The sequence below is a fragment of the Cryptosporangium phraense genome, assembly GCF_006912135.1.
Taxonomy (GTDB): Bacteria; Actinomycetota; Actinomycetes; order Mycobacteriales; family Cryptosporangiaceae; genus Cryptosporangium; species Cryptosporangium phraense.
The window spans coordinates 35,435-57,502 of record NZ_VIRS01000030.1; the positions used below are offsets into that span (position 1 = coordinate 35,435).

23 protein-coding genes are annotated in these 22,068 nt (G+C 72.2%); 16 read left to right on the top strand and 7 right to left on the bottom strand.

Going from position 1 to position 22,068, the window contains the following annotated elements; translation table 11 throughout:
* Positions 1–364 precede the first annotated feature (364 nt).
* On the bottom strand, positions 365–2,029 hold the full coding sequence (locus FL583_RS31405; protein WP_142708501.1) for a cation:proton antiporter: 1,665 nt from the start codon (positions 2,027–2,029) through the stop codon (positions 365–367).
* A gap of 33 nt (positions 2,030–2,062) precedes the next feature.
* On the opposite strand from FL583_RS31405, the gene FL583_RS31410 reads away from it, so the two are divergent.
* Positions 2,063–2,374: a hypothetical protein gene (locus tag FL583_RS31410; RefSeq protein WP_142708502.1), complete on the top strand. Its 312-nt coding sequence runs from the start codon at positions 2,063–2,065 to the stop codon at positions 2,372–2,374.
* A gap of 47 nt (positions 2,375–2,421) precedes the next feature.
* Positions 2,422–4,332 (top strand): ATP-dependent zinc metalloprotease FtsH, encoded by a 1,911-nt coding sequence (ftsH, locus tag FL583_RS31415; RefSeq protein ID WP_142708503.1) that lies wholly within the window; start codon positions 2,422–2,424, stop codon positions 4,330–4,332.
* Here the strand turns inward: ftsH and FL583_RS31420 are convergent.
* Positions 4,320–4,793 (bottom strand): SRPBCC domain-containing protein, encoded by a 474-nt coding sequence (locus tag FL583_RS31420; protein WP_142708504.1) that lies wholly within the window; start codon positions 4,791–4,793, stop codon positions 4,320–4,322. The two genes, ftsH and FL583_RS31420, sit on opposite strands and share 13 nt — an antisense overlap.
* The gene (locus FL583_RS31425) at positions 4,771–5,133 is read right to left on the bottom strand and encodes an ArsR/SmtB family transcription factor (RefSeq protein WP_142708505.1); all 363 of its coding nucleotides are present in this window, start codon (positions 5,131–5,133) and stop codon (positions 4,771–4,773) included. The genes FL583_RS31420 and FL583_RS31425 overlap by 23 nt, the downstream gene beginning before the upstream one ends.
* A gap of 77 nt (positions 5,134–5,210) precedes the next feature.
* Between FL583_RS31425 and FL583_RS31430 the strand changes: the two genes are divergently transcribed.
* Entirely contained in the window at positions 5,211–6,233 is a 1,023-nt protein-coding gene (locus FL583_RS31430) for a DNA topoisomerase IB (protein ID WP_205752629.1), read from the top strand.
* Positions 6,234–6,243: 10 nt separating this feature from the next.
* A complete protein-coding gene (locus FL583_RS31435; protein WP_205752630.1) occupies positions 6,244–6,891 on the top strand; it encodes a peptidyl-tRNA hydrolase in 648 nt (215 codons plus the stop codon).
* Between the two features lie 58 nt (positions 6,892–6,949).
* Here the strand turns inward: FL583_RS31435 and def are convergent, their stop codons facing one another.
* On the bottom strand, positions 6,950–7,561 hold the full coding sequence (gene def / locus FL583_RS31440; RefSeq protein WP_142708507.1) for a peptide deformylase: 612 nt from the start codon (positions 7,559–7,561) through the stop codon (positions 6,950–6,952).
* 172 nt (positions 7,562–7,733) lie between these two features.
* Between def and glnT the strand changes: the two genes are divergently transcribed.
* Genes glnT through FL583_RS31470 form a run of 6 tightly spaced genes read left to right on the top strand, consistent with a single transcriptional unit; the run spans position 7,734 to position 12,922 of the window.
* Positions 7,734–9,047, top strand: coding sequence for a type III glutamate--ammonia ligase (glnT, locus tag FL583_RS31445; protein WP_142708508.1), 1,314 nt, complete (start codon positions 7,734–7,736; stop codon positions 9,045–9,047).
* Positions 9,048–9,056: 9 nt separating this feature from the next.
* A complete protein-coding gene (locus tag FL583_RS31450) occupies positions 9,057–9,944 on the top strand; it encodes a class II glutamine amidotransferase domain-containing protein (protein WP_142708509.1) in 888 nt (295 codons plus the stop codon).
* Positions 9,932–10,642: a GltB/FmdC/FwdC-like GXGXG domain-containing protein gene (locus FL583_RS31455; protein ID WP_142708510.1), complete on the top strand. Its 711-nt coding sequence runs from the start codon at positions 9,932–9,934 to the stop codon at positions 10,640–10,642. Before FL583_RS31450 ends, FL583_RS31455 begins: the two co-directional genes overlap by 13 nt.
* Positions 10,643–10,652: 10 nt before the next feature.
* A complete protein-coding gene (locus tag FL583_RS31460) occupies positions 10,653–11,951 on the top strand; it encodes an FMN-binding glutamate synthase family protein (protein ID WP_142708511.1) in 1,299 nt (432 codons plus the stop codon).
* 5 nt (positions 11,952–11,956) lie between these two features.
* Complete coding sequence (locus FL583_RS31465; RefSeq protein ID WP_142708512.1) at positions 11,957–12,631, top strand: helix-turn-helix domain-containing protein; 675 nt, start codon at positions 11,957–11,959, stop codon at positions 12,629–12,631.
* 18 nt (positions 12,632–12,649) lie between these two features.
* Entirely contained in the window at positions 12,650–12,922 is a 273-nt protein-coding gene (locus FL583_RS31470) for a hypothetical protein (RefSeq protein ID WP_142708513.1), read from the top strand.
* A 119-nt stretch (positions 12,923–13,041) separates the two neighbouring features.
* Here the strand turns inward: FL583_RS31470 and FL583_RS31475 are convergent, their stop codons facing one another.
* Positions 13,042–13,719: a GntR family transcriptional regulator gene (locus tag FL583_RS31475; protein WP_205752631.1), complete on the bottom strand. Its 678-nt coding sequence runs from the start codon at positions 13,717–13,719 to the stop codon at positions 13,042–13,044.
* A 107-nt stretch (positions 13,720–13,826) separates the two neighbouring features.
* Between FL583_RS31475 and FL583_RS31480 the strand changes: the two genes are divergently transcribed.
* The 4 genes from FL583_RS31480 to FL583_RS31495 are packed head-to-tail and all read left to right on the top strand — an operon-like array spanning position 13,827 to position 17,165.
* Positions 13,827–14,552 (top strand): PIG-L deacetylase family protein, encoded by a 726-nt coding sequence (locus FL583_RS31480; RefSeq protein WP_142708515.1) that lies wholly within the window; start codon positions 13,827–13,829, stop codon positions 14,550–14,552.
* Entirely contained in the window at positions 14,549–15,223 is a 675-nt protein-coding gene (locus FL583_RS31485; protein WP_142708516.1) for a 4-carboxy-4-hydroxy-2-oxoadipate aldolase/oxaloacetate decarboxylase, read from the top strand. The genes FL583_RS31480 and FL583_RS31485 overlap by 4 nt, the downstream gene beginning before the upstream one ends.
* Complete coding sequence (locus tag FL583_RS31490; RefSeq protein WP_142708517.1) at positions 15,210–16,226, top strand: PrpF domain-containing protein; 1,017 nt, start codon at positions 15,210–15,212, stop codon at positions 16,224–16,226. The genes FL583_RS31485 and FL583_RS31490 overlap by 14 nt, the downstream gene beginning before the upstream one ends.
* 3 nt (positions 16,227–16,229) lie before the next feature.
* Entirely contained in the window at positions 16,230–17,165 is a 936-nt protein-coding gene (locus FL583_RS31495) for a VOC family protein (protein ID WP_142708518.1), read from the top strand.
* On the opposite strand, the gene FL583_RS31500 is transcribed toward FL583_RS31495, so the two are convergent.
* Positions 17,065–19,419: a putative bifunctional diguanylate cyclase/phosphodiesterase gene (locus FL583_RS31500; protein WP_142708519.1), complete on the bottom strand. Its 2,355-nt coding sequence runs from the start codon at positions 19,417–19,419 to the stop codon at positions 17,065–17,067. The genes FL583_RS31495 and FL583_RS31500 overlap by 101 nt on opposite strands.
* A 94-nt stretch (positions 19,420–19,513) precedes the next feature.
* Entirely contained in the window at positions 19,514–20,134 is a 621-nt protein-coding gene (locus FL583_RS31505) for a TetR family transcriptional regulator (RefSeq protein WP_142708520.1), read from the bottom strand.
* Positions 20,135–20,207: 73 nt separating this feature from the next.
* On the opposite strand from FL583_RS31505, the gene FL583_RS31510 reads away from it, so the two are divergent.
* Positions 20,208–21,188 carry an ATP-binding cassette domain-containing protein gene (locus tag FL583_RS31510; protein ID WP_142708521.1) on the top strand — a complete coding sequence of 327 codons (981 nt, stop codon included), beginning with the start codon at positions 20,208–20,210 and terminating at the stop codon, positions 21,186–21,188.
* Complete coding sequence (locus FL583_RS31515; protein WP_142708522.1) at positions 21,185–22,045, top strand: ABC transporter permease; 861 nt, start codon at positions 21,185–21,187, stop codon at positions 22,043–22,045. The genes FL583_RS31510 and FL583_RS31515 overlap by 4 nt, the downstream gene beginning before the upstream one ends.
* Positions 22,046–22,068: the final 23 nt, after the last annotated feature.

The following is a 22,068-nucleotide window of genomic DNA, read 5'->3' on the forward strand; positions in this document are numbered from 1 at the left end:
CGAGCACCGGGCGGCCGGCGCCGCGAACGCGGTTGCGGACCCGGGCGATTCGCCGCGGCCACATCGATCCGATCAGCAACTCGGGCTCGGTGAGAGCTTCGTTGCCGATATCGGCGGGCCGCGGCCTGTAGGGCGAGGTGCGTGCGGCCCCGCGATCCGGGAGATTGTCAGGCGCCGACTGCGGTCAGCCCGTCAGCTGGGCGGCGCGAAGTTCATCGGGGGACCGCGTGGGGCATCGGTCGCGGGTTGGGATCCGGGTTTGACCGCGCCGGTGGTCGAGCCGGCGGCCGGCGCTACCCAGCTGGCCGGGCCGCCGAATCGGGACGGCAGCCCGAGCGCGGCGGGAGGCAGGGGGATCCCGCCTCTACGGAGACTCGGCGGCGGCTTGTTGGCGGTCTATCCGGGTGAGGACCACCTGGGCGGCCTCGTCCTCGACGTCTCGTTGGATGACCGCCAGCGAGAGCGAGACCCGCTGGCGGTCGTACTCGTTGAGCGGCGAGCCGTCGTCCGGGGCCGACGCCTTCTGGACGGCGCGGGCGCGGCGGTCGCGGAAGCTCGAGCGGCCGCGCGGATTCGGGCGGTTCTGGCGGCCGGGCGGATCGGCCACCGGGTGCGGTTTGCCGTCCTTGGCGTCGGCGGCGATCTTCTCGGCCAGCGCGAGCTGCTCGAGCGCGGCCCGGTCCTCCTCGCTCGTGTCGATCTTGAGCCAGCGGGCCAGCAGCGGCAGCGTGGGCGCCTGCAGGAGCAGCGTCCCGAACACCACGAAATAGGCGAGGAACTGCAGCGTGTCGCGGTGCGGGAACGGAGTCCCGTCCTCGGTCAGCAGCGGGATCCCGCCGGCCGCGCCGAGCGTCACGATCCCGCGCATGCCGGTCCAGGACAGCAGCACCTGTTCCTTCCAGCCGAGCGCCTCGGGGAGGTCCCGCGGCGGCCGGCCGGCCTCCTTCAACCGGGCCTGACCCTCGTCCCAGCGCTTGCGGAACAGCGGGTCCTCCAGCCGTTTCTGGATCGCCTGGTTCGCCAGCAGACGTCGCCCGAAGACGATGGCCACCCAGGCGAACCGGGCCAGGATCACGACGACGAGCAGCGCGACGCCGGTGAGCACGGTCCGCTCGATCGGCTCACCGGAGTCGCGCAGGTCGTCGATGATGAACCGCAGCTGCAGGCCGGTGTAGGCGAAGACGAACGCCTCCAGCAGCGCGCCGAGCACCGGCCAGACCTCGCGCTCGGTCATCCGGGTCCGGAAGCCCAGCCGTTCCCGCTTCCGGTTCCCGTACTCGGACTCGATCGCGACGTTGAACCCGGCGCACACCACCGCGAGCACCCCGGACGCGTGGGCTTCCTCGGCGGCGAGGTACGTCGCGAACGGCAGCACCAGCCCGACCGCGGTACCCAGCGTCGGATCGTCGAGCCGGCGCCGGATCGCGGTCGCGAGATTGCCCAGCGCGAACCCGATCACGATCCCGACCAACGCCGACCAGAAGAACAGCAGCACGCCGTTGTCGACGAACGTCTCCTCGCCGCCGACGCTGGCCAGCGCGACGCTGAACAGCGTCAGCGCCATCGCGTCGTTGACCAGGCTCTCGCCGGTGAGGATCGCGGTGACCCGCCGGGTCAGCCCGATCTCGCTGCCGTGCGCGCTGACCGTCACGGTGTCGGGCGGCGCGACGATCGAGGCCAGCAGCAGCGCGACCCCGGCGCCGAGCGAGGGCATCAGCCACTCCGTGGTCAGCCGTCCGAGGAACGCCGACAGCAGCACCAGCACGACGCCGAGGCCGAGGATCGACCGGATGTTGCGCATGAAGCTGAAGAACGAGAACTCGAGCGTGGCCGCGTAGAGCAGCGGCGGGACCACGAGCCCGAGGATCAGCTCCGGGTCGAGCTCCAGCCGGGGCAGGCCGGGGATGAACGACGCGCCGGCCGCCGCGACCAGGATCAACAGGCCGGGCTGGGCGTTCAGGTGGCGCCCGAACGCGGAGATCGCGATCGCGCCCAGAGCGAGCAGTACCAGCAGGATCCCGGCGTTCACTCGGGCACCTTATCGAGTCAGTAGAGTGACCCCGTGGCGGAGACCCGGACAAAAAGCAGGATCATGCTCGTCGTCCTGCTGGCCGTCGGGTTGCTCGCCGCCGTAGGGACGCTCGGCGCGGTGTTCGTGAACAGCTCCGACAGAACGCCTGCGGTGACGGCGTCCGCGAGCCCGACGACGGCGCCGACCCCGATGACGAGCGAGGAAGCGCGCTCCGAGTACTACCGGCAGCACCCGCGGGCCACCGGGTGGTGGCAGTGGATCCTGATCGGCGGCCTGATCGCCGCGCTGGTCGTCGTCGGGTTGCTGTTGATCACGAAACCCCGCCCGGACCGGCGAACATAGTTTCCGGCCTGGAACACTGACGGCGTGAGTCCACACCTGGTGCGCCGATGAGCGCCACCGCGAAGTCCGGGCCGCCGAAGGATCGTCCGGTGGCGCCGGCCCCACCGCCCCCGCCGGGCTGGCGCCGGTTCCTGATCCCGATCGGCGTCGCGCTGACCCTCTTCCTGCTCTTCTTCCCGTTCGGCGGCATGAACGTCAAGACCGTCGACTACGGGACGTTGAACGAGCAGATCGCCGCCAAGCACGTGCAGAGCCTCGAGCTCAAGGCGGACGGCTCGATCACCGGCACCTACCGGTCGAACTTCGAGAAGGGTGCCGACTTCACGTCGCACTACCCGACCGGCCTCAACGGTCCGGACGACGCGTTCCTGACCGCGGTGAAAGACCCGGACATCGTCCCGAAGTTCACCGCGACCGGCGCGAGCAGCTCGTTCTGGGGCATCCTGCTCTCGCTCGCCCCGCTGCTGCTGTTCATCGGCTACTTCTGGTGGATCGGACGCCAGGCCAAGCGCGGGGCCCAGCTCGGCGGGTTCGGCGGCATGCTGGGCGTCGGCAAGTCCCCGGCCAAGGTCATCGACGCCGAGCGTCCGGAGACCACGTTCGCCGACGTCGCGGGCTACGAGGGCGTCAAGCGGGACGTCACCGAGGTCGTCGACTTCCTGAAGAACTCCGACAAGTACGCGGCGGCCGGCGCGGTCGGCCCCAAGGGCATCCTGATGTCGGGCCCGCCCGGTACCGGCAAGACGCTGCTCGCCCGCGCGGTCGCCGGGGAGGCGTCGGTGCCGTTCTTCGCGGTCACCGGCTCGTCGTTCGTCGAACTGTTCGTCGGAGTGGGTGCGTCCCGCGTGCGGGACCTGTTCGCCGACGCGCGCAAGCGCGCGCCCTCGATCATCTTCATCGACGAGATCGACGCGATCGGGCAGCGGCGGAACACCGGCGGGTTCGCGAGCAACGACGAGCGCGAGCAGACGCTCAACCAGCTGCTGGCCGAGATGGACGGGTTCGACCCGTCGACCGGGGTCGTGGTGATCGCGGCCACCAACCGGCCGGAGACCCTCGATCCGGCGCTGCTGCGGCCGGGCCGGTTCGACCGGCAGGTCGCGGTGCCGCTGCCGAACCAGGCCGAGCGGGAGGCGATCCTGCAGGTCCACGCGCGCGGGAAGCACCTCGGCGCGGACGTCGACCTCAACGCCACGAGTCGGGCCACGCCGGGGTTCTCCGGCGCGGACCTGGCGAACCTGCTCAACGAGGCGGCGATCGTCGCGGTGCGCAACGGGCGGGCCGAGGTCAGCGCCGCGGACCTCTCCGAGGCTCGGGACCGCGTGCTGCTGGGGAACCGGCTCGGGTCGAACTTCCTGCTGCCGAACGAGAAGCAGAGCGTCGCGGTGCACGAGTCCGGGCACGCGCTGGTGGCTGCGTTCTCGCCGGCCGCCGACCCGGTCGACAAGGTGACGATCCTGCCCAGCGGGATGGCGCTGGGCGTCACCGAGCAGCTGCCCGAGGCCGAGCGGCACCTGTACTCGATGGACCAGCTCACGACGACGCTCTCGGTGCAGCTCGGCGGGCGGGCGGCCGAGCTGGTGGTGTTCGGTCAGGGCTCGACCGGCGCGTCGAACGACCTGGCCAAGGCCACCGAGCTGGCGACCCGGATGGTGCGCGAGTTCGGGCTCTCGCCGAAGCTCGGCCCGGTCGGCTACGCCAGCGACCAGCCGCAGTACCTGGGCGTCGGCGGCAGCCAGCACGACTACAGCGAGGAGACCCAGCGGGTCGTGGACGAGGAGGTGGCGCGGCTGCTCCGGGAGGCCGAGGCGCGCGCCGTCGACCTGCTCACCACCCACCGGGGCGCGCTCGACGAGCTGTCCGGCCAGTTGCTGGAGCACGAGACCGTGGACGGCAAGACCGTGCACGCGATCGCCGACCGGCACCTGACCCCGGAAGGGGCGCCTCAGGGGGCGTAGGGGCCCCAGGCCGGCATCGGGCGGCCGGCGACGGCGGCCACGAGCCGGTCGAGGTACCAGCGCCAGCCGGGCTCGACCTCGGACACCGGGTACGGGAACCCGGCCGGGATGCGCTGCTCGAACACGAGCGTCGTCCCGCCGGGCTCCTCGGTGAGGGTGGCGGCGAGGTGCCAGGCGTCCATCTCGACGACGAGCCGGTGCGGGGGCGCGCACTCGAGGATCGAGACGGTCACCGGGTCGCCCTCCTCGCCGCCCGCGTCGACCTCGCCGGTGATCGTGAGTTCGACCGTGCCGCCGGGTTTGCCGGTGCCCTGGTAGTGGCCGTACCAGCGGGCCAGGCGGTCGGATTCGGTGAGCGTCGCCCAGACGTCCTCGATCGGGTCGGGGAACGTCCGGCGGAACACCAGCGTGCTGGTGCCGTCGTCGTTGGTGCTGGCCTCACCCAGCGGACCGGTGGTCATCGCGGTTCTCCTTCGGTTTCGTCCGGCGTCCGCGGCGGAGTTCGGTCTCGAACGCGTCCAGGCGGTCGGCCGGGGCCGGAATCCGGCGTGGGGGAGCCACGCGCCGGATCCACTCGTCCACTTCGATGAGCCGGTCGGGTTGCAGGCGGTAGATCCGCTCGTGGCCGTCGGCCTCGGAGCGGACCAGACCGGCCTCGCGCAGCACGCGTAGGTGGCGGCTGATCGCGGGCCGGCTGATCGCGAAGCGATCGGCGATCGCCCCGGCCGCCGCGTCCCCCTCCCGGAGCAGGCCGAGGATCTCCCGGCGGACCGGGTCGCCCAGCGCCTCCCAGACCGACACGGGTGGAAGCGTAACATCCTGCTTATATTCGTGAGAGGTTACGGCTAGACCCGGAGTTTTCGGGTAACCGGGCGCGCATGGCGACAGTGCGGCTGCGGCGCAGCGATCTCTCCCGGCCGGGCTATCGGCGTCGCAAATCCGGCAAAGGGTTCACGTACTTCGATGTGGACGGCTCGCGGGTGACCGATCCCGAGGCCCTGGCGCGGGTGAAGGCGCTGGTCATCCCGCCGGCCTGGCGTGACGTCTGGATCTCGCCGTACTCCAACGGGCACATCCAGGCCGTCGGCACCGACGACGCCGGTCGGCGTCAGTACCGCTACCACGACGTCTGGCGGGAGAAGCGGGACGCGGAGAAGCACGACCGGGTGCTCGAGGTCGCGCGGCGGTTGCCGAAGCTGCGTCAGACCGTCGACCGCCACCTCGAACACCGGACGCTCGACCGGGAGCGGGTGCTCGCGGCCGGCGTCCGGCTGCTCGAACTGGGGCTGTTCCGGATCGGCGGCGAGGTCTACGCGGCCGAGAACGGCAGCTTCGGGCTGACCACGATCCGGAAGAAGCACGTGACCCTGCGCCGGGGCGCGATCCAGTTCAAGTTCCCGGCCAAGAGCGGTGTGCTGCGGTCGATCGAGGTCCGCGACGAGGCGGTCCGCAAGGTCGTGCTCACGCTGCGACGCCACCAGGACGACGAGGACGACCTGCTCGCGTACCGCAGCGGCGGGCGCTGGTACGACGTCAAGAGCGAGGACGTCAACGACTACCTGCGTGAGAACGCCGGGGTCACGCTCACCGCGAAGGACTTCCGGACGTGGCACGCGACCGTGCTCATGGCCGTCGAACTGGCCCTGGCGGGGGACCCGCCGGACGCCGAGCGGGCCCGGCAGAAGGTGATCCGGGGCGCGGTCGAGGACGTGGCCGAGTACCTGGGGAACACGCCGACGGTGGCCCGCGCGTCGTACGTCGATCCGCGGATCATCACGTCCTACGAGGCCGGGAAGTCGATCCGGCCGACGCTGGACCGGCTCGGGACCGCGGACGCGACCGAGCTGACCGCGCTGCCCGCGGTGGAGCGCGCTGTGCTGCGGGTGCTGGCGCCGAAATAGTCTGAGCGTCGTGGACGCTGAGGAACGGGTGTTGCCGCTGGTCGTGCGGGTCGAGCGGGCGTCGCCCCCGACCCGGACGGATGCCCTGGAAGCCGCGGCCCGCGCGGTGCTGTTCATGGTGACGACGGACGAGCCGGAGTGGCGGTCGGCCGTGGACGCCTGGCAGGGGAACCGGATCCGGAAGGTCGTGCGGCGGGCGCGGGGGGCGGAATGGCGCCGGGCCGAGGCGTTGCCGGGGCTGACCGTCTCGCAGGGGTCGGCGGAGGTGCGGGTGTACCCGCCGATTCCGCTGGACGAGTGGCCGCGGGACCTGTCGCGGTTGCAGGTGAGCGGGACGGAGTTGGCCGACCCGGAGGCGCCGGGGGCCGCGCACGGCGCGGTGGTGCTGCTGGCGCCGGACGTGGTGATGACCGCGGGAAAGGCGATGGCCCAGGCCGGGCACGCGGCTCAGCTGGGGTTGTGGTCGCTGCCGGACGATGTTGCGGGTGCGTGGGCGGCGGAGGGCTTTCCGCTGGCGGTGCGGACGGCGAGCCCCGCGCAGTGGCTGGCCGCGGTGGAGTCGGGCGCCCCGGTGGTGCACGATGCCGGGTTCACCGAGGTGACCCCGGGCAGCGCGACCGCGACGTTCGTGTACCCGGCGGCCGTCTCCGCGGAGTGACGACGTTCCGGGGTTCTGAGGGGCTCGAGAACCCCGGAAAGTCGGCAGAGCGCGTGGGTCAGGACTCTCGGGGTCTGCCCTCGGACCACGGGGGCATCTCGCCGGCCTCGATGCGGGCGGCGTTCGCCGCGAGCACGGCCTCCCGTTCGTCCGGGCCCAGCTTGTCGACGTACACGATCCCGTTGAGGTGGTCGGTCTCGTGCTGCAGGCAACGCGCCAGTAGCCCGGTGCCGTCGATCCGGATCGGGTTGCCGTCCAGGTCCTGGCCGGTCACCGACGCGATGGCCGGCCGGGCCAGCGGCGCGTACTCCAGCGGCACCGAGAGGCAGCCTTCCTCGTCCTTGTCGAGGTCGGCGTCGGGGTCGAACGGCTCGAGCACCGGGTTGACGATCGCCCCGACGTGGTAGAAGCCTGTGTCGTCCGGGCAGTCGTAGACGAACACCCGCGCGTCGATGCCGATCTGGTTCGCGGCCAGCCCGACCCCGTCGGCGGCGTCCATGCTCTCCAGCAGGTCGGCGACGAGCTGCTTCAGCTCGTCGCCGAATTCGGTGACCTCCCGGCAGGGGCGGTGCAGCACCGGCGTGCCGTGCACCGTGATCCGGCGGGGCCGGCCCTCGGGGAGGCCGACCTTCTCCGCCCATTCGTCGATGTCGAGTTCTTCTGTCGCCACATCGGCATTATCCCGATCCGGCCGGACGGGTCCGGATTCACCTCACGCCCATTCACGTGTCGGCTCGCCGACCCCGCCGTCCCGATCCGAGAGTTCACACGAGCGAAACCACGGGCTAGTCTCATCGCGGGAGACTGCGTTTCACGCCATGACACAGCCCTCGGGAGTATCCATGACGCTCGAAGCGCCCGCGCCGGTCGTCTCCGACGACCTCACGACCCGCGCCCACCAGGACGGCGTCAAATTCCTGCTGGCCCTGTTCGTCGACCTCACCGGCAAGCCGTGCGCCAAGCTCGTCCCGGTCGAGGCGGCCGACGCACTCCAGTACGACGGCGTCGGGTTCGCCGGGTACGCGGTCGGCGCGATCGGCCAGGAACCGTCCGACCCCGACATCCTCGCGATGCCCGACCTGGCCAGCTACACACCGATCCCGTGGGTCCGCGAGGGGCTGGCCCTCGTGCACTGCGACCCCTACGTCGAGGGCGAGCCGTGGAAGTACGCGCCCCGGGTCATCCTCAAGAAGGTCCTGGAGAAGGCCGACGCCGAGCTGTTCGCCGGCGCCGAGGTCGAGTACTTCCTGGTGCGGCGGGACGAGAAAGGACAGCTGACCCCGGCCGACGCGCACGACACCGACCAGCGCCCCTGCTACGGCGCCCGCGGCCTCACCCGCATGTACGACCACCTCACCGAGGTCTCGACCGCGATGAACGCGCTCGGCTGGGGCAACTACGCCAACGACCACGAGGACGGCAACGGCCAGTTCGAGCAGAACTTCGCCTACGCCGACGCGCTGACCACGGCCGACCGGGTGATCACGGCCCGCTACCTGATCTCGGTGCTGGCCGAGCGCCGGGGGATGACCGCCACGTTCATGCCCAAGCCGTTCGCCGACCGCACCGGCTCCGGCATGCACCTGCACCTCTCCCTCTGGCGCAACGACCACCCGCTCTTCCCGGGCGACCGCGAACACGGCCTGTCCGAGACCGCGCACCGATTCCTGGCCGGCGTCCTCGACCACGCCCACGCGTTACAGGCCGTGCTCGCCCCCACGGTCAACTCCTACAAGCGCACCGGCGCGACCTCGACCCGCTCCGGCGCGACCTGGTCACCGCGCCGCCCGAGCTTCGGCGGCAACGACCGCACGCACTACGTCCGCATCCCGGAGGGCGACCGGATCGAGCTGCGCGGCGCCGACGGCTCGGCCAACCCGTACCTGGCGCTGGCCGCGACGCTCGCGGCCGGGCTCGACGGCGTCCACCGCGGGCTGCACCCGGGCGAGACCGGCGCGCAGACCCGGCCCGAGCTGCCCCCGACCCTGCTGCACGCGGTCGAGGCGCTGGCCGCCGACCCGGTGGTGTCGGGCGCGCTCGACGCGGCCGGCCCGGGCGTCGCCGCGTACTTCGGCGAGCTCAAGCGGGCCGAGTTCTTCGACTGGCACGGCTCGGTCGGCTCCTGGGAGCTCGACCGCTATCTCACCGCGTTCTAGGGAGCCCGCATGTGCGGAATCGTCGGCCTGCATCTCCGGGATCCGGAGCTGCACCCCCGGCTCGGGGCCCTGCTGCAGGGCATGCTGCTCCAGGTCGCCGAGCGCGGCCCGGACTCGGCCGGGGTAGCGGTCTACGGCGACCGCCGTCGCTGCCCGGCCGGCTACGCGGCCGTGTCGGTCCTCGGCGCCGGCCCGAGCCCAGAAAAGTTGCTCAGCGGGTCGGTCCACCCGCAGGCGGTGGTGACGGTCGCCGGTGACACGACGGTCGTGGCCGCCCCCCTTCCCGCCAACGACCTGGTGGACGCTCTGCGAGCGGCCGATCCGGGCCTGCGGATCGTCGGGTTCGGGACGGACGTCACGGTCTACAAGGGCGTCGGGACGCCCGGCGCGCTGGCCGACGTCTACGACCTGGCGCACGCGTCGGGCTGGCAGGGGCTGGCGCACACCCGGATGGCGACGGAGTCGGCCGTCACCCCGGAGGGGTGCCATCCGTTCTCGGTCGGGCCGGACCAGTGCCTGGTGCACAACGGGTCGTTCGCGAACCACGCGACGATCCGGCGGGAGCTGCGGGCCGCCGGGGTGGCGTTCGACTCGGAGAACGACTCCGAGGTCGGGGCCCGGTTCGTGGCCGCGCAGCTGGCCGCCGGAGCCGACCTGGAGAAGGCGCTGCGGCTGCTGTGCGAGCGCTTCGACGGGTTCTACACACTGCTGGTGACCAGCGCGGACGGGTTCGCGGTGGTGCGCGACGCGATCGCCTGCAAGCCCGCGATCATCGCCGAGACGCAACGCTGGGTGGCGATGGCGTCGGAGTTCCGGGCGCTGGCGACGCTGCCCGGCATCGAGTCGGCCCGGATCTACGAGCCCGAGCCGGAGAGGGTCTACGCATGGCAGCGCTGAGCACGGAGATCCCCGCGGTGACCCCGGGTGACGTCCGCACGTTCGATCTGCGCTCGCAGAGCGTCCGCATGATGAACGCGGAGCTGCACGAGCCGGCGGCCGCGCACTACGAGGTGCTGCACCCGGAGGGGGCGCACGCGCTCGCCGCCGGAGTGCGGCACCCGATCACGGTCGAGATCCGGGGGCACGCCGGGTACTACGCGGCCGGGATGAACGACGGCGGGACGATCACCGTGCACGGGTCGGCCGGGACCGGGGTCGCGGAGAACATGATGGCCGGGACCGTGCGGGTGCGCGGGGACGCGTCGCAGTCGGCGGGCGCGACCGGGCACGGCGGGCTGCTGGTGATCGACGGGTCGGCCTCGATGCGGTGCGGGATCTCGATGAAGGGGATCGACGTCGTGGTCGGCGGGGACGTCGGTCCGATGTCGGCGTTCATGGCCCAGGCCGGCCGGCTCGTCGTGTGCGGGGACGCCGGCGAGGCGCTGGGCGACTCGATCTACGAGGCCCGGCTGTACGTGCGGGGGTCGGTCGCCTCGCTCGGGGCCGACTGCGTCGAGAAGCCGATGCTGGCCGAGCACCGCGCCGAGCTCGCCGACCTGCTGGCCGCGGCCGGGCTGACGCACGATCCGGCGGAATTCCGTCGTTACGGCTCGGCCCGGCAGCTGTACCACTTCGCCTCGCAGAACACGTACTAGGGGGACCGGCATGCTTCGGGAATCGGCCACGTTCGATCGTGGGGTCATCGCGGACATCCAGCGGGCGGCGGAGACCGGGATCTACGACATCCGGGGCTGGGGCGCCAAGCGTGCCCTGCCGCACTTCGACGACCTGGTGTTCCTGGGGGCGTCGATGTCCCGGTACCCGCTGGAGGGGTACCGCGAGCGGTGCGACACGGACGTCGTGCTGGGCGACCGGCACGCGAAGTACCCGCTGCACCTGGACATTCCGATCACGATCGCCGGGATGTCGTTCGGGGCGCTCTCCGCGCAGGCCAAGGAGGCGCTCGGGCGCGGAGCGTCTGCCGTCGGCACGTCGACGACGACCGGGGACGGAGGCATGACGCCGGAGGAGCGGGGACAGTCGAAGCACCTCGTGTACCAGTACCTGCCGTCGCGGTACGGGATGAACCCGGCCGACCTGCGCGCGGCCGACGCGATCGAGGTCGTGCTGGGGCAGGGCGCCAAGCCCGGGGGCGGCGGGATGCTGCTCGGGCAGAAGATCTCCGACCGGGTCGCGGCGATGCGGACGCTGCCGGCCGGGATCGACCAGCGGTCGGCGTGCCGTCATCCGGACTGGACCGGGCCCGACGACCTGGCGATCAAGATCCTCGAGCTGCGCGAGATCACCGACTGGGAGAAGCCGATCTACGTCAAGATCGGGGCGTCCCGGACCTACTACGACGTCAAGCTGGCCGTGGCGGCCGGGGCCGACGTCGTCGTGCTGGACGGGATGCAGGGCGGGACCGCGGCGACGCAGGACGTGTTCATCGAGCACGTCGGGATCCCGACGCTGGCCGCGCTGCCGGAGGCGGTGCAGGCGCTGTCCGAGCTGGGGATGCACCGGAAGGTGCAGCTGGTCGTGTCGGGGGGCATCCGGTCGGGGGCGGACGTGGCCAAGGCGCTGGCGCTGGGGGCCGACGCGGTGGCGATCGGGACGGCCGCGCTGATCGCGCTGGGGGACAATTCGCCGGCGTACTCGGCCGAGTACGAAGCCCTGGGGAGCGCCGCCGGGTTCTACGACGACTTCCAGGACGGGCGGGATCCGGCCGGGATCACGACGCAGGATCCGGCGCTGGCCGCGCGGCTCGACCCGGTGGAGGGTGGGCGGCGGCTCGCGAACTACCTGCGGGTGCTGACGATGGAGGCGCAGACGCTGGCCCGGGCGTGCGGCAAGTCGCACGTGCGGCATCTGGAGCCGGAGGACCTGGTGGCGCTGACGATCGAGGCCGCGGCGATGGCGAGGGTGCCGTTGGCCGGGACGTCGTGGGTGCCGGGGCTATCGTGACCGGGATGAGCGATGACGCGGCCGGAGGGCCTGGCGGCCGCGGGCCGGTGGAGGGCGGGCCGGCGGCCCGGGAGGTGGAGGAACCCGCGCCGACCGACGGGCGGTTGGAGCGGGCGATCGGGGCGCAGGTCCGGCGGATCCGGCTGGCCTCCGGGCAGACGCTGGCCGAGATGGCCGTGCGGACCGGGATCTCCAAGGCGATGCTCTCGAAGATCGAGAACGCGCAGACGTCGTGCTCCCTGACGACTCTGGCCCGCCTGGCCGACGCCCTCGACACCCCGGTGACGTCGCTGTTCCGCGGCGCGGACGCCGAACGCGAGGCGGTGTTCACCCCGGCCGGCGGCGGCGCCCGGATCGTGGCCCGGGGTACCCGGGTCGGGCACGACTACACGCTGCTCGGCGCGCTGCGCGGCCCGCACAAGCGGATGGAGGCGCACCTGGTGACGCTCACCGAGCGCAGCGAGCGGTTCCCGCTGTTCCAGCACCCGGGCACCGAGCTGCTCTACATGCTCGAGGGGGAGATGGTCTACGGCCACGGCGAGTCGAGCTACACGATGCGCCCGGGGGACGCGCTCCAGCTCGACGGCGAGGGTGCGCACGGCCCCCAGGAGCTGCTCGAGCTCCCGATCCGCTTCCTGTCGGTGGTCGCGTACGGCGAAATCGGTTCGTCCGATCTGTAGAGCGGGTACGGGGTCGTCATGACGGAGAACCCGGCCGCACACGAGCGCAGCGGAGCGGACGTCGTCGAGGCCGTGGGGGCGGCCGAACACGACAGCGCGCTGCACGAGACCCACACCCACCCGGAGCAGAACAAGCCCGGCGAGTCCTACGTCGAGCGAGCCCAGGGCGACCCGGCGATGACCGAGCCTGCCTCCGACGAGGAGCCGCAATCGGCGGCCGCCGCGCAGGCTCAGCGAGGCGCGCGGGTGTCGGATCGACTGGCCGCCGGAGAAGACCCGCCGTCTCTCTGAGACCCGCCGCCTCCAACGGTTGGCCCCGCCCGTCGGTCGGGGTAGGCGATCCGACGAGGTTGCGCCGCCGGTGGATCACCGCGTCGGCGTACTGCACGAGGCTTAGCTCTCACGGCCCGTCACGACGCCCGGAGGGCCTCGATCACGCTCTCGAGGTGGCGGCGGATCGCCCGTTCCGCGCCCCCGGGACTCCGGGCGCAGATCTCGTCGATGATCGCCAGGTGCTCGGGCAGCGACACCTGCGGCCGACCCGGCCGCAACGCCAGCCGGAACTGGTGGCGGACGTTCTGGGCACGCAACCGCCCGAGTACCTCGGCCGCCACCGGCTGGTCGGCGATCTGCCGGATCCTCGTGTGCAACCGCTCGTTGAGCTGGGAGTACGTCACGACTTCGCCGGCCGCGACCGCGGTGCGCATCGCGTCGGCGAGCTCGCGTAGCTCGGCGATCTCGGCGTCGGTGACGCGCTCGGCGGCCTTGGCCGCGCACAGGCCCTCGACGACCATCCGGACCTCGGTGATGTCGATCGCCTCGGCGGTGCTGACCGCGCGGACGCGGGCGCCGCGGTTGGCGATCCGCTCGACCAGGCCCTCGTGCGCGAGCATCAGCAGCGCGGTGCGCACGGCCCCGCGGCTGGCCGCGTGGCGGTCGGAGAGCTCGGCCTCGACCAGCCGCTGCTCGCCGACCAACTCGCCGGCCAGGATCCCAGCCCGAATCGCGCCAGCTACGCGGTCGGCATCCGCTGATCGGTCGGCGTCGGCCGGTGCGGCCGGCAGGTCGAGGGGAGCGTCCGCGATCACGTGTCTCTCCGCCGGTCGGGGTGGGTCCGCGTTCATGCTAGGCCGTTGCCGCCCTTGACACCCATTCAGATTGTTAACATTATCGTGCACAACCCCCGGGAGGCAGCGTGCCGGACTCTCTGCTCGTCGTGTCGGCCCACGCGGGCGACTTCGTCTGGCGGGCCGGCGGCGCGATCGCGCTCACCACGTCCCGCGGCGGGAGAGCCACCGTCGTCTGCCTGACCTACGGCGAGCGCGGCGAGTCGGCCCGGGCCTGGCGCGAGGGCCACACGCTCGACGAGGTCAAAGCGATCCGCCGCGACGAGGCCGAGAAGGCCGCCCGGGAACTCGGGGCCCACATCGAGTTCCTCGACGCCGGCGACTACCCGCTCCGGCCCAGTGACGAGATCACCGACCGGCTGGTCCGCGCGTACCGGGAGACCCGGCCGACGGTTGTCGTCACCCATCCGCCCCACGACCCCTACAACGCCGACCACCCGGCCGCGGCCCGGATGGCCCTCGAGGCCCGCATCCTGGCCCAGGCCGCCGGCTACCCGGCCCCGGGCGACCCGCTCGGCGCCCCACCGGTGTTCTTCTTCGAGCCGCACCAGCCCGAGCAGAGCGGCTTCGTGCCGCAGGTCCTGCTCGACATCACGCCGGTCTTCGAGACCAAGACGAAGGCCATGCACGCGCTCCCGGCCCAGCAGCACATGTGGGACTACTACACCGACCTCGCAACCCGCCGGGGCGTCCAGCTCCGGCGCAACGCCGGACCGAACCTCGGGTTCCCCACCGACACCAGGGCCGAGGCCTACATGCGCTACTACCCGCAGGTCGCGACGGAGCTCGCATGAGGACGGTCGTGGTCACCGGCGTGCCCCGGGCCCAGCGCGCCGCGGAACTCGAACAGTTCGGCGTCGCCACCGTCCACGAGGCCCAGGGTCGCACCGGCTACCTCGGTCCCGACCTCGTCGCCCGCGTCCCCGGCGCGCGGATCGCCGGGCCGGTCGTGACCGCGGTCTGCTGGCCCGGCGACAACCTGATGATCCACGCCGCCGTCGAGCAGTGCGTTCCGGGCGACGTCCTCGTCGTCACGACGACCTCACCCTGCCGGGACGGCCTGTTCGGTGAGTTGCTCGCCACTTCGTTACGCAGCCGGGGCGTCCGCGGGGCCGTGCTCACGACCGGCGTGCGTGACGTCGCCGCCCTGCGGGCGCTCCCGTTCCCGGTCTGGTCGACGTCGGTCAGCGCGCAGGGCACGGTCAAGGCGACGGCCGGCGCGGTCAACGTCCCCGTCGTGGTGGGTGGCGCGCTGATCCACCCGGGGGACGCCCTGGTGGCCGACGACGACGGCGTGGTCGTCGTGCCCCGGGCCGACGTGGACGCGGTCGCCGACGCGTCGCGGGCGCGGGAGGCCAAGGAGGACGCGACGCGCGCAGCGCTCGCGGCGGGTGAGCTCGGCCTCGACCGGTACGGGCTGCGGCCGCTCCTGGAGAGGCTGGGCGTCGTGTATGAGCGGTACTGACGGCGTCCGCTTCATGCTGATGCGCGGGGGCACCTCGAAGGGCGCGTATTTTCTCGCCGAGGATCTGCCGTCCGAGGGCCGCGACGAACTGCTGCTCCGCCTGTTCGGCTCGCCGGACGAACGCCAGGTCGACGGCCTCGGCGGGGGCCACCCGCTGACGTCCAAGGCCGCGGTCGTCAGCCGGACCGACGACGGGGTCGACTACCTGTTCCTGCAGATCCGGCCGGACTCCACGATCGTCGCGGCCGGGCAGCCGTGCGGGAACATCCTGGCCGGCATCGCGCCGTTCGCGGTCGAGCGCGGGCTGGTCGAGGCCGGGCCGGAGACCACGACGGTCCGGATCCGGATGGTCAACACGGGCGGCCTGGCCGTCGTCACGATCCGCACGCCGGGCGGCCGGCCATGCTACGACGGCGACACGGTCATCGCCGGGGTGCCGTTCCCGGCCGCTCCGGTCGAGATCCGGTTCGCGGACACCGCCGGGGCGGTCTGCGGCGCGCTGCTGCCGACCGGCCACCCCCGCGACGATCTGGACGGCACCCCGGCGACGCTCGTCGACGACGGCATGCCGGTAGTGGTCCTCGACGCCGCCGACCTGGGGCTGAACGGCGACGAGGCCCCGGCCGACCTGGAGGCGGACGAGCCGCTGCGCGAGCGGATCGAAGCCCTGCGGAAACTCGCCGGGGAACGCATGGGCCTGGGCGACGTCACCGCCGCCACCGTCCCGAAGATGACGCTGGTCTCGCCCCCGCGGCACGGCGGCACGCTCACGACCCGCACGTTCATCCCGCACCGCGTCCACCCGGCGATCGGCGTCCTCGCCGCGGTGACCGTGGCGAGAGCGGCGACGCTCGAGGGGTCGGTCGCCGCGGACGTCCGGGCGGGCGCGGGCGAGAGGATCCGGATCGAGCACCCGACCGGGTTCTTCGACGTCCACAATGGCGCGGTGATCAGCACCGCCCGCAAGATCGCCGACGGTGTCGCCTGGCCACGGGAGGCCTGAAGAATGTTCACCGAGCGGGTCCGCGACCTCGCCCACGTCGGGTCGGTCGAGCTGTTCACGCCGACGCCCGACGAGAGCCGCGCGTTCTTCGTCGACCTGATGGGGATGAGCGAGTCGGGCCGCCGCGGCGAGTCGGTCTACCTGCACGCCTGGGACGACTACGAGCGGTTCACGCTCAAGCTCACCGCCCGGGACCGGGCCGGGATCGGCCGCACGTACGTCCGGGCCGCCTCGCCCGCGGCCCTCGACCGCCGAGCGGCGGAGATCCCGGGCCGCTGGGTGGAGGACGAGTTGGGACTCGGCCCGATCTACCTGTGCCAGGACCCCGACGGCCACGACATCGGCCTGTACTGGGAGACCGAGCGCTTCGTCGCCCCGAAGCCTCCGGCGCTGAAGAACCAGGCCGACCGGTTCCCGGGCCGGGGCGCGAACGTCCGGCGCCTCGACCACGTCAACTACCTGTCGGCCGACACCCCGGCCTGCGGCCGGTTCCTGGCCGAGCGGCTCCGGGCCCGCCCGACCGAGCAGATCGTGCTCGACGACGGCGTCCCGTCCGCGGTCTGGTACACGGTGTCCGACAAGTCCTACGACCTCGTCTACACGAACGACTGGACCGGGTCGAACGGTCGCCTGCACCACGTCGCGCTGGCCACCGACACCCGGGAGGACATCCTGCGCGCGGCCGACGTCTGCCTGGAGAACGGGATCCACATCGAGACCGGGCCGCACAAGCACGCGATCCAGCAGACGTTCTTCCTCTACGTGTACGAGCCGGGCGGGAACCGCATCGAGCTGTGCAACGCCGGGGCCCGGCTGGTGCTGGCGCCGGACTGGGAGGTCATCTCCTGGACGGCGGCGGAGCGGGCGAAGGGGCAGGCGTGGGGGCTGAAGACGATCGAGTCGTTCCATACCCACGGGACGCCACCAGCCACTCGGTGATGTTCTCGGCGGTCTGCGGGCGGCTGATGAAGTAGCCCTGGGCGGTGTCGCAGCCCCAGTCGCGCAGCATCGCCAGCGCTCCGGCGTTCTCCACGCCCTCGGCCACGACCGCCATGCCGAGCGCGTGCGCGAGCTGGATGCTCGACCGGACGATCACCGACGACCGCTCCTCGGTCTCCAGGTGCATCACGAACCGCCGGTCGAGCTTGAGCTCTCCGGCGACCAGCAACCGGTGCAGGTGGGCGAGCGTCGAGTGGTCGGTCCCGTAGTCGTCGATCGAGACCTTGATGCCGACGTGGTGGAGCTCGCGGACCGTGCGGTGGGCGGGTTCGGAGTTCTCCATCGCGGTGGTCTCGGTGATCTCCAACGTGAGCGCATCGGCCGGGAGGCCCCGCTCGCGCAGTGTTCCGATGACCAGGTCGGTGAAGCCGTTCGACTCGAGGTCGTCGGCGGACACGTTGACCGCGACGCTGAGTTTCAGACCGGCCCGGCGCCAGGCCGCGCACTGGTCCATGGCCTGGGTGAGGACGTTGCGGGTGAGCGTCGTCATGAGGCCGGTCTCGTCGACGATCGGCAGGAACGTGTCCGGATAGAGCAGGCCGTCGACCGGGTGCTGCCACCGGACCAGGGCCTCGACCGCGCCGACGGCGTCGGTGTGCAGGTCGAGTTTGGGCTGGTAGTGCAGCACCATGGCCGGCCCGGCGACGTCCCGGCGGAGGTCCTGGGCGAGCTGCAGGTGGACGCGGGCGGCCTCGTCGTCGCGCTCGCGGTAGAACGCGTGGCCGCCGCCGGCCCGCTTGGCGCAGTACATCGCGATGTCGGCGTGGCGCAGCAGTGCGTCGGCGGTGAGGCCGTCCCCGGCCGCGATCCCGATGCTGACGTCGATCTCGATCGGCACGCCCTCGACGTCGAACGGGCGGGATAGCGTGCCCCGGATCCGCTCGGCCAGCCCGGCCAGCGCGCCGGGCTCGGTGCCCTCGGCCGTGCGGACGATGACGAACTCGTCGCCGCCGAGCCGGGCCAGCAGGTCGGTGCCGGCGACGACCTCGCGCAGCCGGCCCGCGGCCCGGCGCAGCAGCTCGTCGCCGGCCTGGTGTCCGAACGAGTCGTTGACCTGCTTGAACCGGTCGAGGTCGAGGAGCAGCCCGGCGACCGTCCGGTGGCCCGGATCGTCGAAGAACTCGGTGAACCCGCGACGGTTGGCCAGGCCGGTCAGCGGGTCGCGCCGGGCTTCGGAGTACCGGGTGGTGCCGATCGCCCGCAGCTCGCGGTGCGCGACCAGGAACCGGATCAGCACGAGAACGAGCGTCACGCCGGCCAGCGTCACCGAGGGCAGCGAGAGGTGGACCCGGGCCGCGGCCAGGAGCACGACGAGCGCGCCGGTCGCGCAGAACCCGGCCAGCCCGACGCGCCCCGCGGTCGTCCGGTCGCCGGAGGCCTGCTTGCCGGAGGCCCGGTCGCCGGAGGCCCGGTCGCCGGAGGCCCGGTCGCCGGAGGCCTCGTCGCCGGAGGTGGCGGGGCCGGAGGCGGAGGGTCCGGACGGCAGCCAGGACGCGACCCCGACGAGGGCGACGGCCAGCCCGTAGCCGACGTCGACCCAGGTCCCGGGCTCGTAGGCGCCGTACCGGACGTAACCGGTGTCGGCGATCGTGAGCGTGGCGATGCCGGCCGTGAACGCGATCAGGTCCCGGCGTCCGCGCCAGGTCCCCAGGGCGAACTGGCAGATCAGGACGCCGGCCAGCAGGGCGTCGGCCAGGGGGTAGGCCAGCGCGATCGCGGACGCGAACGTGGTGCCGGGGCCGCCGGCGCCGCCGCGGGCGGCCAACAGGTCGACGACGACGGTCGAGAACAGCGCGGCCGCGCCGACGCCGGCCACCGCGCCGTCGAGCAGCGCGACTCCACCGGCCGACCGGACCCGCAGGAACCCGACGATCGACAGGCCGACGAACGGGTACCCGCCCAGCCAGCCGATGTCGGCGGCCGAGGGGAACGGCAGCGTGGAGCCGTCCGCCGTGAGGATCCCGCTGGTGATCGAGCCGCCGATGAAGCAGCTGAGCCCGAGCGCGGCCCAGCCCCAGGCCCACTCCCGGGTCCGGACCGCACGCAGCGCGAGGAGGAGCGCGGTCGTGACGTAGGCGCCGAGCGGGACGGCGTCCGAGGTGCCGTCGGGCAGCCTCGTCTCCAGCGCCGGTGCGCAGGCCAGCACGATCAGCCCGGCCACCAGAACCAGGTGCACCCCTCGGAGCGCGCGCACGGCGCGCGTCCCGGCCTGCCCCGTGGTGCCGATCTCGCCCCCGCTCGCCGACTCCTCGTCGGCCAGATCGGCAGGGGCGGCGGCGACTTGACCGCTACGGGTAGTCGGCCAGGCCCGCCGCGAGCTGGTCGTAGATGCGGTTGACCTGGGGCCGGAGCCACTCGGCCAGGCGGGCCGGGTCGGCGCCCTCGCGCAGGCGTGACCCACCGGCCCGGCGGATCGACCGCTCGGCGCCGAGCAGCGCGGCCGCGATCGCCCAGGGCAGCGGATCGTCGGGGTCGACGCCGGCGTCGGCCGCCAGCTCGCCCGCGAGCACCTCGAGGTAGTGGTTGCGCAGCTGGTGCCAGCGCCGGGCCAGCACCGGCGACTGCTCGATCAGCGTGAAGACCCGGCCGCGCTGGGTGCCGGGACCGGCGTCCGCCAGTTGATCGCAGTAGGCGAGCGCGGACGCGCGGAAGGAATCCAGGACGCTCGTGCCGGCCGGCCGGTGGCGGACCGCGGCGATCAGCTCGTTCTCGCGCTCGTCGAAGCGGCTGAAGACCAGGTCTTCCTTGGCCGGGAAGTAGTTGAAGACGGTCTTCTTGGAGACGCCGGCCGCCTCGGCGACCTCCTCGACCGTGACGTCCTCGAAGCCGCGCTCGGCGAACAGGTCGCTCGCGGCGGACAGGATGTCGTGCCGTACCTGCAGTTTCTTGAGTTCCCGCAGCCCAGCCATGGTGCCCAGACTACCGCTTGACTTCTCTCGGTAGAAGTTTACGCTCGGTGTAAGTTTCCCCGGGAGGTACGGCATGGAGCAGGCGGTCGAGGCGGTCGGGCTGGAGAAGCGGTACGGCGAGTTCGAGGCCGTCCGGGGCATCGACTTGACCGTGCGCACCGGCGAGATCTTCGGATTTCTCGGCCCGAACGGGGCCGGGAAGTCGACGACGATCAGCATGCTGTGCACGCTGATCCGTCCGACCGGCGGCTCGGCCCGGGTGGCGGGCTTCGACGTCACGACCCAGCGGGATGCGGTGCGCCGCCACATCGGGCTGGTGTTCCAGGACACGACGCTCGACACGTACCTGTCGGCGGAGCGGAACCTGCGGCTGCACGCGGAGCTCTACGGCGTGCCGCGGGGGCTGCTCGACGACCGGCTGCGGTCGGTGCTGGAGATGGTCGGGCTGTGGGACCGGCGCTCGCACAAGGTGCGGACGTTCTCCGGCGGCATGAAGCGCCGGCTGGAGATCGCCCGGGGCCTGTTGCACTCGCCCCGCGTGCTGTTCCTCGACGAGCCGACGGTCGGGCTCGACCCGCAGACCCGCAGCTCGATCTGGCGGTACATCCGCGAGCTCAAGGAGGCCGAGGACATCACGATCTTCCTCACCACGCACTACATGGACGAGGCCGAGTACTGCGACCGGATCGCGATCATGGATTCGGGGCAGATCATCGCGCTGGACACCCCGGAGGCGTTGAAGGCCGGAGTCGGGCTCGACCGGGTACGGATCGAGACCGACGATCACCCGGCCGCGATAGCGGCCCTTTCCTCGCTTTTCGGAGTGACGGCCACGGTGTCGGAGGGTGCGGTGACGTTCGGCGTGCCCAACGGGGAGCATTTCGTGCCCCGGCTGTTCGCCGAGTTCCCGCTGCCGATCCGCGCGGTGAACGTGGCCCGGCCGAGCCTCGACGACGTCTTTCTGTCGTACACCGGGTCGACGATCCGGGATGCCGAGGCGTCCTCGGCGGAGAAGTTCCGATCCAGTGCCTTCGTTCGGATGGGGCGGCGATGACTGCTGTTGCTTCGCCGGTGGCGGTCCGGGTTCCCTCGCGGTCGGCCCGCGGTGAGCTGCGGGCGATCAAGATCGTCTGGCAGCGGGAGATCATCCGGTTCTCCAGCGACCGGCTGCGGATCGCGACGTCGCTGATCCAGCCGATCCTGTTCCTGTTCGTGCTCGGCTCGGGCCTGTCCCGGCTGACCGGCGGCAGCACCCAGGGCGTCGACCTGCGGACGTTCATCTTCCCCGGCATCCTGGCGATGTCGGTGATGTTCACGGCGATGTTCTCGGCCGCGTCGATCGTCTGGGACCGGGAGTTCGGGTTCCTGCGCGAGATGCTGGTCGCGCCGGTGCGGCGCAGCTCGATCGTGATCGGGAAGTGTCTGGGCGGGGCGACGGTGGCCGGGTTCCAGGGCCTGGTCGTGCTGGCGCTGGCCGGGTTCGTCGGCGTGCCCTACACGCTCTCGCTGCTCGTGCCGGTGTTCGCGCTGCAACTCCTGCTGGCGTTCGCGATCACCGCGTTCGGCGTGATGATGTCGGCCCGGGTCAACCAGATGCAGTCGTTCATGGCGCTGACCCAGATGCTGATCATGCCGCTGTTCTTCCTGTCCGGGGCCCTGTTCCCGGTGTCCGGGCTGCCGCGCTGGCTCACGGTCCTGAACCGGATCGACCCGCTGACCTACGCGGTCGACCCGATGCGCCGGGTCGTGTTCGACCACCTCCACCTGCCCGCGGCCGCCGTGGCGCGGCTCGACCCGGGGGTGACGTGGGGCGGCTGGCACGTGCCGGGCTGGCTCGAGGCGCTCGTCGTGTTGGTACTTGGTGTGATCTTTCTGGGCGTCGCGATAGCGGAGTTCAACCAGCCTGAGTGAACGCTGACAGCGTCTCCGGGTTC

Bases quoted from the DNA above. Each gene is read 5' to 3' on its own strand.
- FL583_RS31460 (WP_142708511.1), top strand. From the start codon at position 10,653: ATGCTTCGGGAATCGGCCACGTTCGATCGTGGGGTCATCGCGGACATC.
- FL583_RS31465 (WP_142708512.1), top strand. From the start codon at position 11,957: ATGAGCGATGACGCGGCCGGAGGGCCTGGCGGCCGCGGGCCGGTGGAG.
- FL583_RS31490 (WP_142708517.1), top strand. From the start codon at position 15,210: ATGAGCGGTACTGACGGCGTCCGCTTCATGCTGATGCGCGGGGGCACC.
- FL583_RS31505 (WP_142708520.1), bottom strand. From the start codon at position 20,134: ATGGCTGGGCTGCGGGAACTCAAGAAACTGCAGGTACGGCACGACATC.
- ftsH (WP_142708503.1), top strand. From the start codon at position 2,422: ATGAGCGCCACCGCGAAGTCCGGGCCGCCGAAGGATCGTCCGGTGGCG.
- FL583_RS31430 (WP_205752629.1), top strand. From the start codon at position 5,211: ATGGCGACAGTGCGGCTGCGGCGCAGCGATCTCTCCCGGCCGGGCTAT.
- FL583_RS31485 (WP_142708516.1), top strand. From the start codon at position 14,549: ATGAGGACGGTCGTGGTCACCGGCGTGCCCCGGGCCCAGCGCGCCGCG.
- FL583_RS31455 (WP_142708510.1), top strand. From the start codon at position 9,932: ATGGCAGCGCTGAGCACGGAGATCCCCGCGGTGACCCCGGGTGACGTC.
- FL583_RS31510 (WP_142708521.1), top strand. From the start codon at position 20,208: ATGGAGCAGGCGGTCGAGGCGGTCGGGCTGGAGAAGCGGTACGGCGAG.
- FL583_RS31470 (WP_142708513.1), top strand. From the start codon at position 12,650: ATGACGGAGAACCCGGCCGCACACGAGCGCAGCGGAGCGGACGTCGTC.
- FL583_RS31515 (WP_142708522.1), top strand. From the start codon at position 21,185: ATGACTGCTGTTGCTTCGCCGGTGGCGGTCCGGGTTCCCTCGCGGTCG.
- FL583_RS31450 (WP_142708509.1), top strand. From the start codon at position 9,057: ATGTGCGGAATCGTCGGCCTGCATCTCCGGGATCCGGAGCTGCACCCC.
- FL583_RS31495 (WP_142708518.1), top strand. From the start codon at position 16,230: ATGTTCACCGAGCGGGTCCGCGACCTCGCCCACGTCGGGTCGGTCGAG.
- FL583_RS31420 (WP_142708504.1), bottom strand. From the start codon at position 4,793: ATGACCACCGGTCCGCTGGGTGAGGCCAGCACCAACGACGACGGCACC.
- glnT (WP_142708508.1), top strand. From the start codon at position 7,734: ATGACGCTCGAAGCGCCCGCGCCGGTCGTCTCCGACGACCTCACGACC.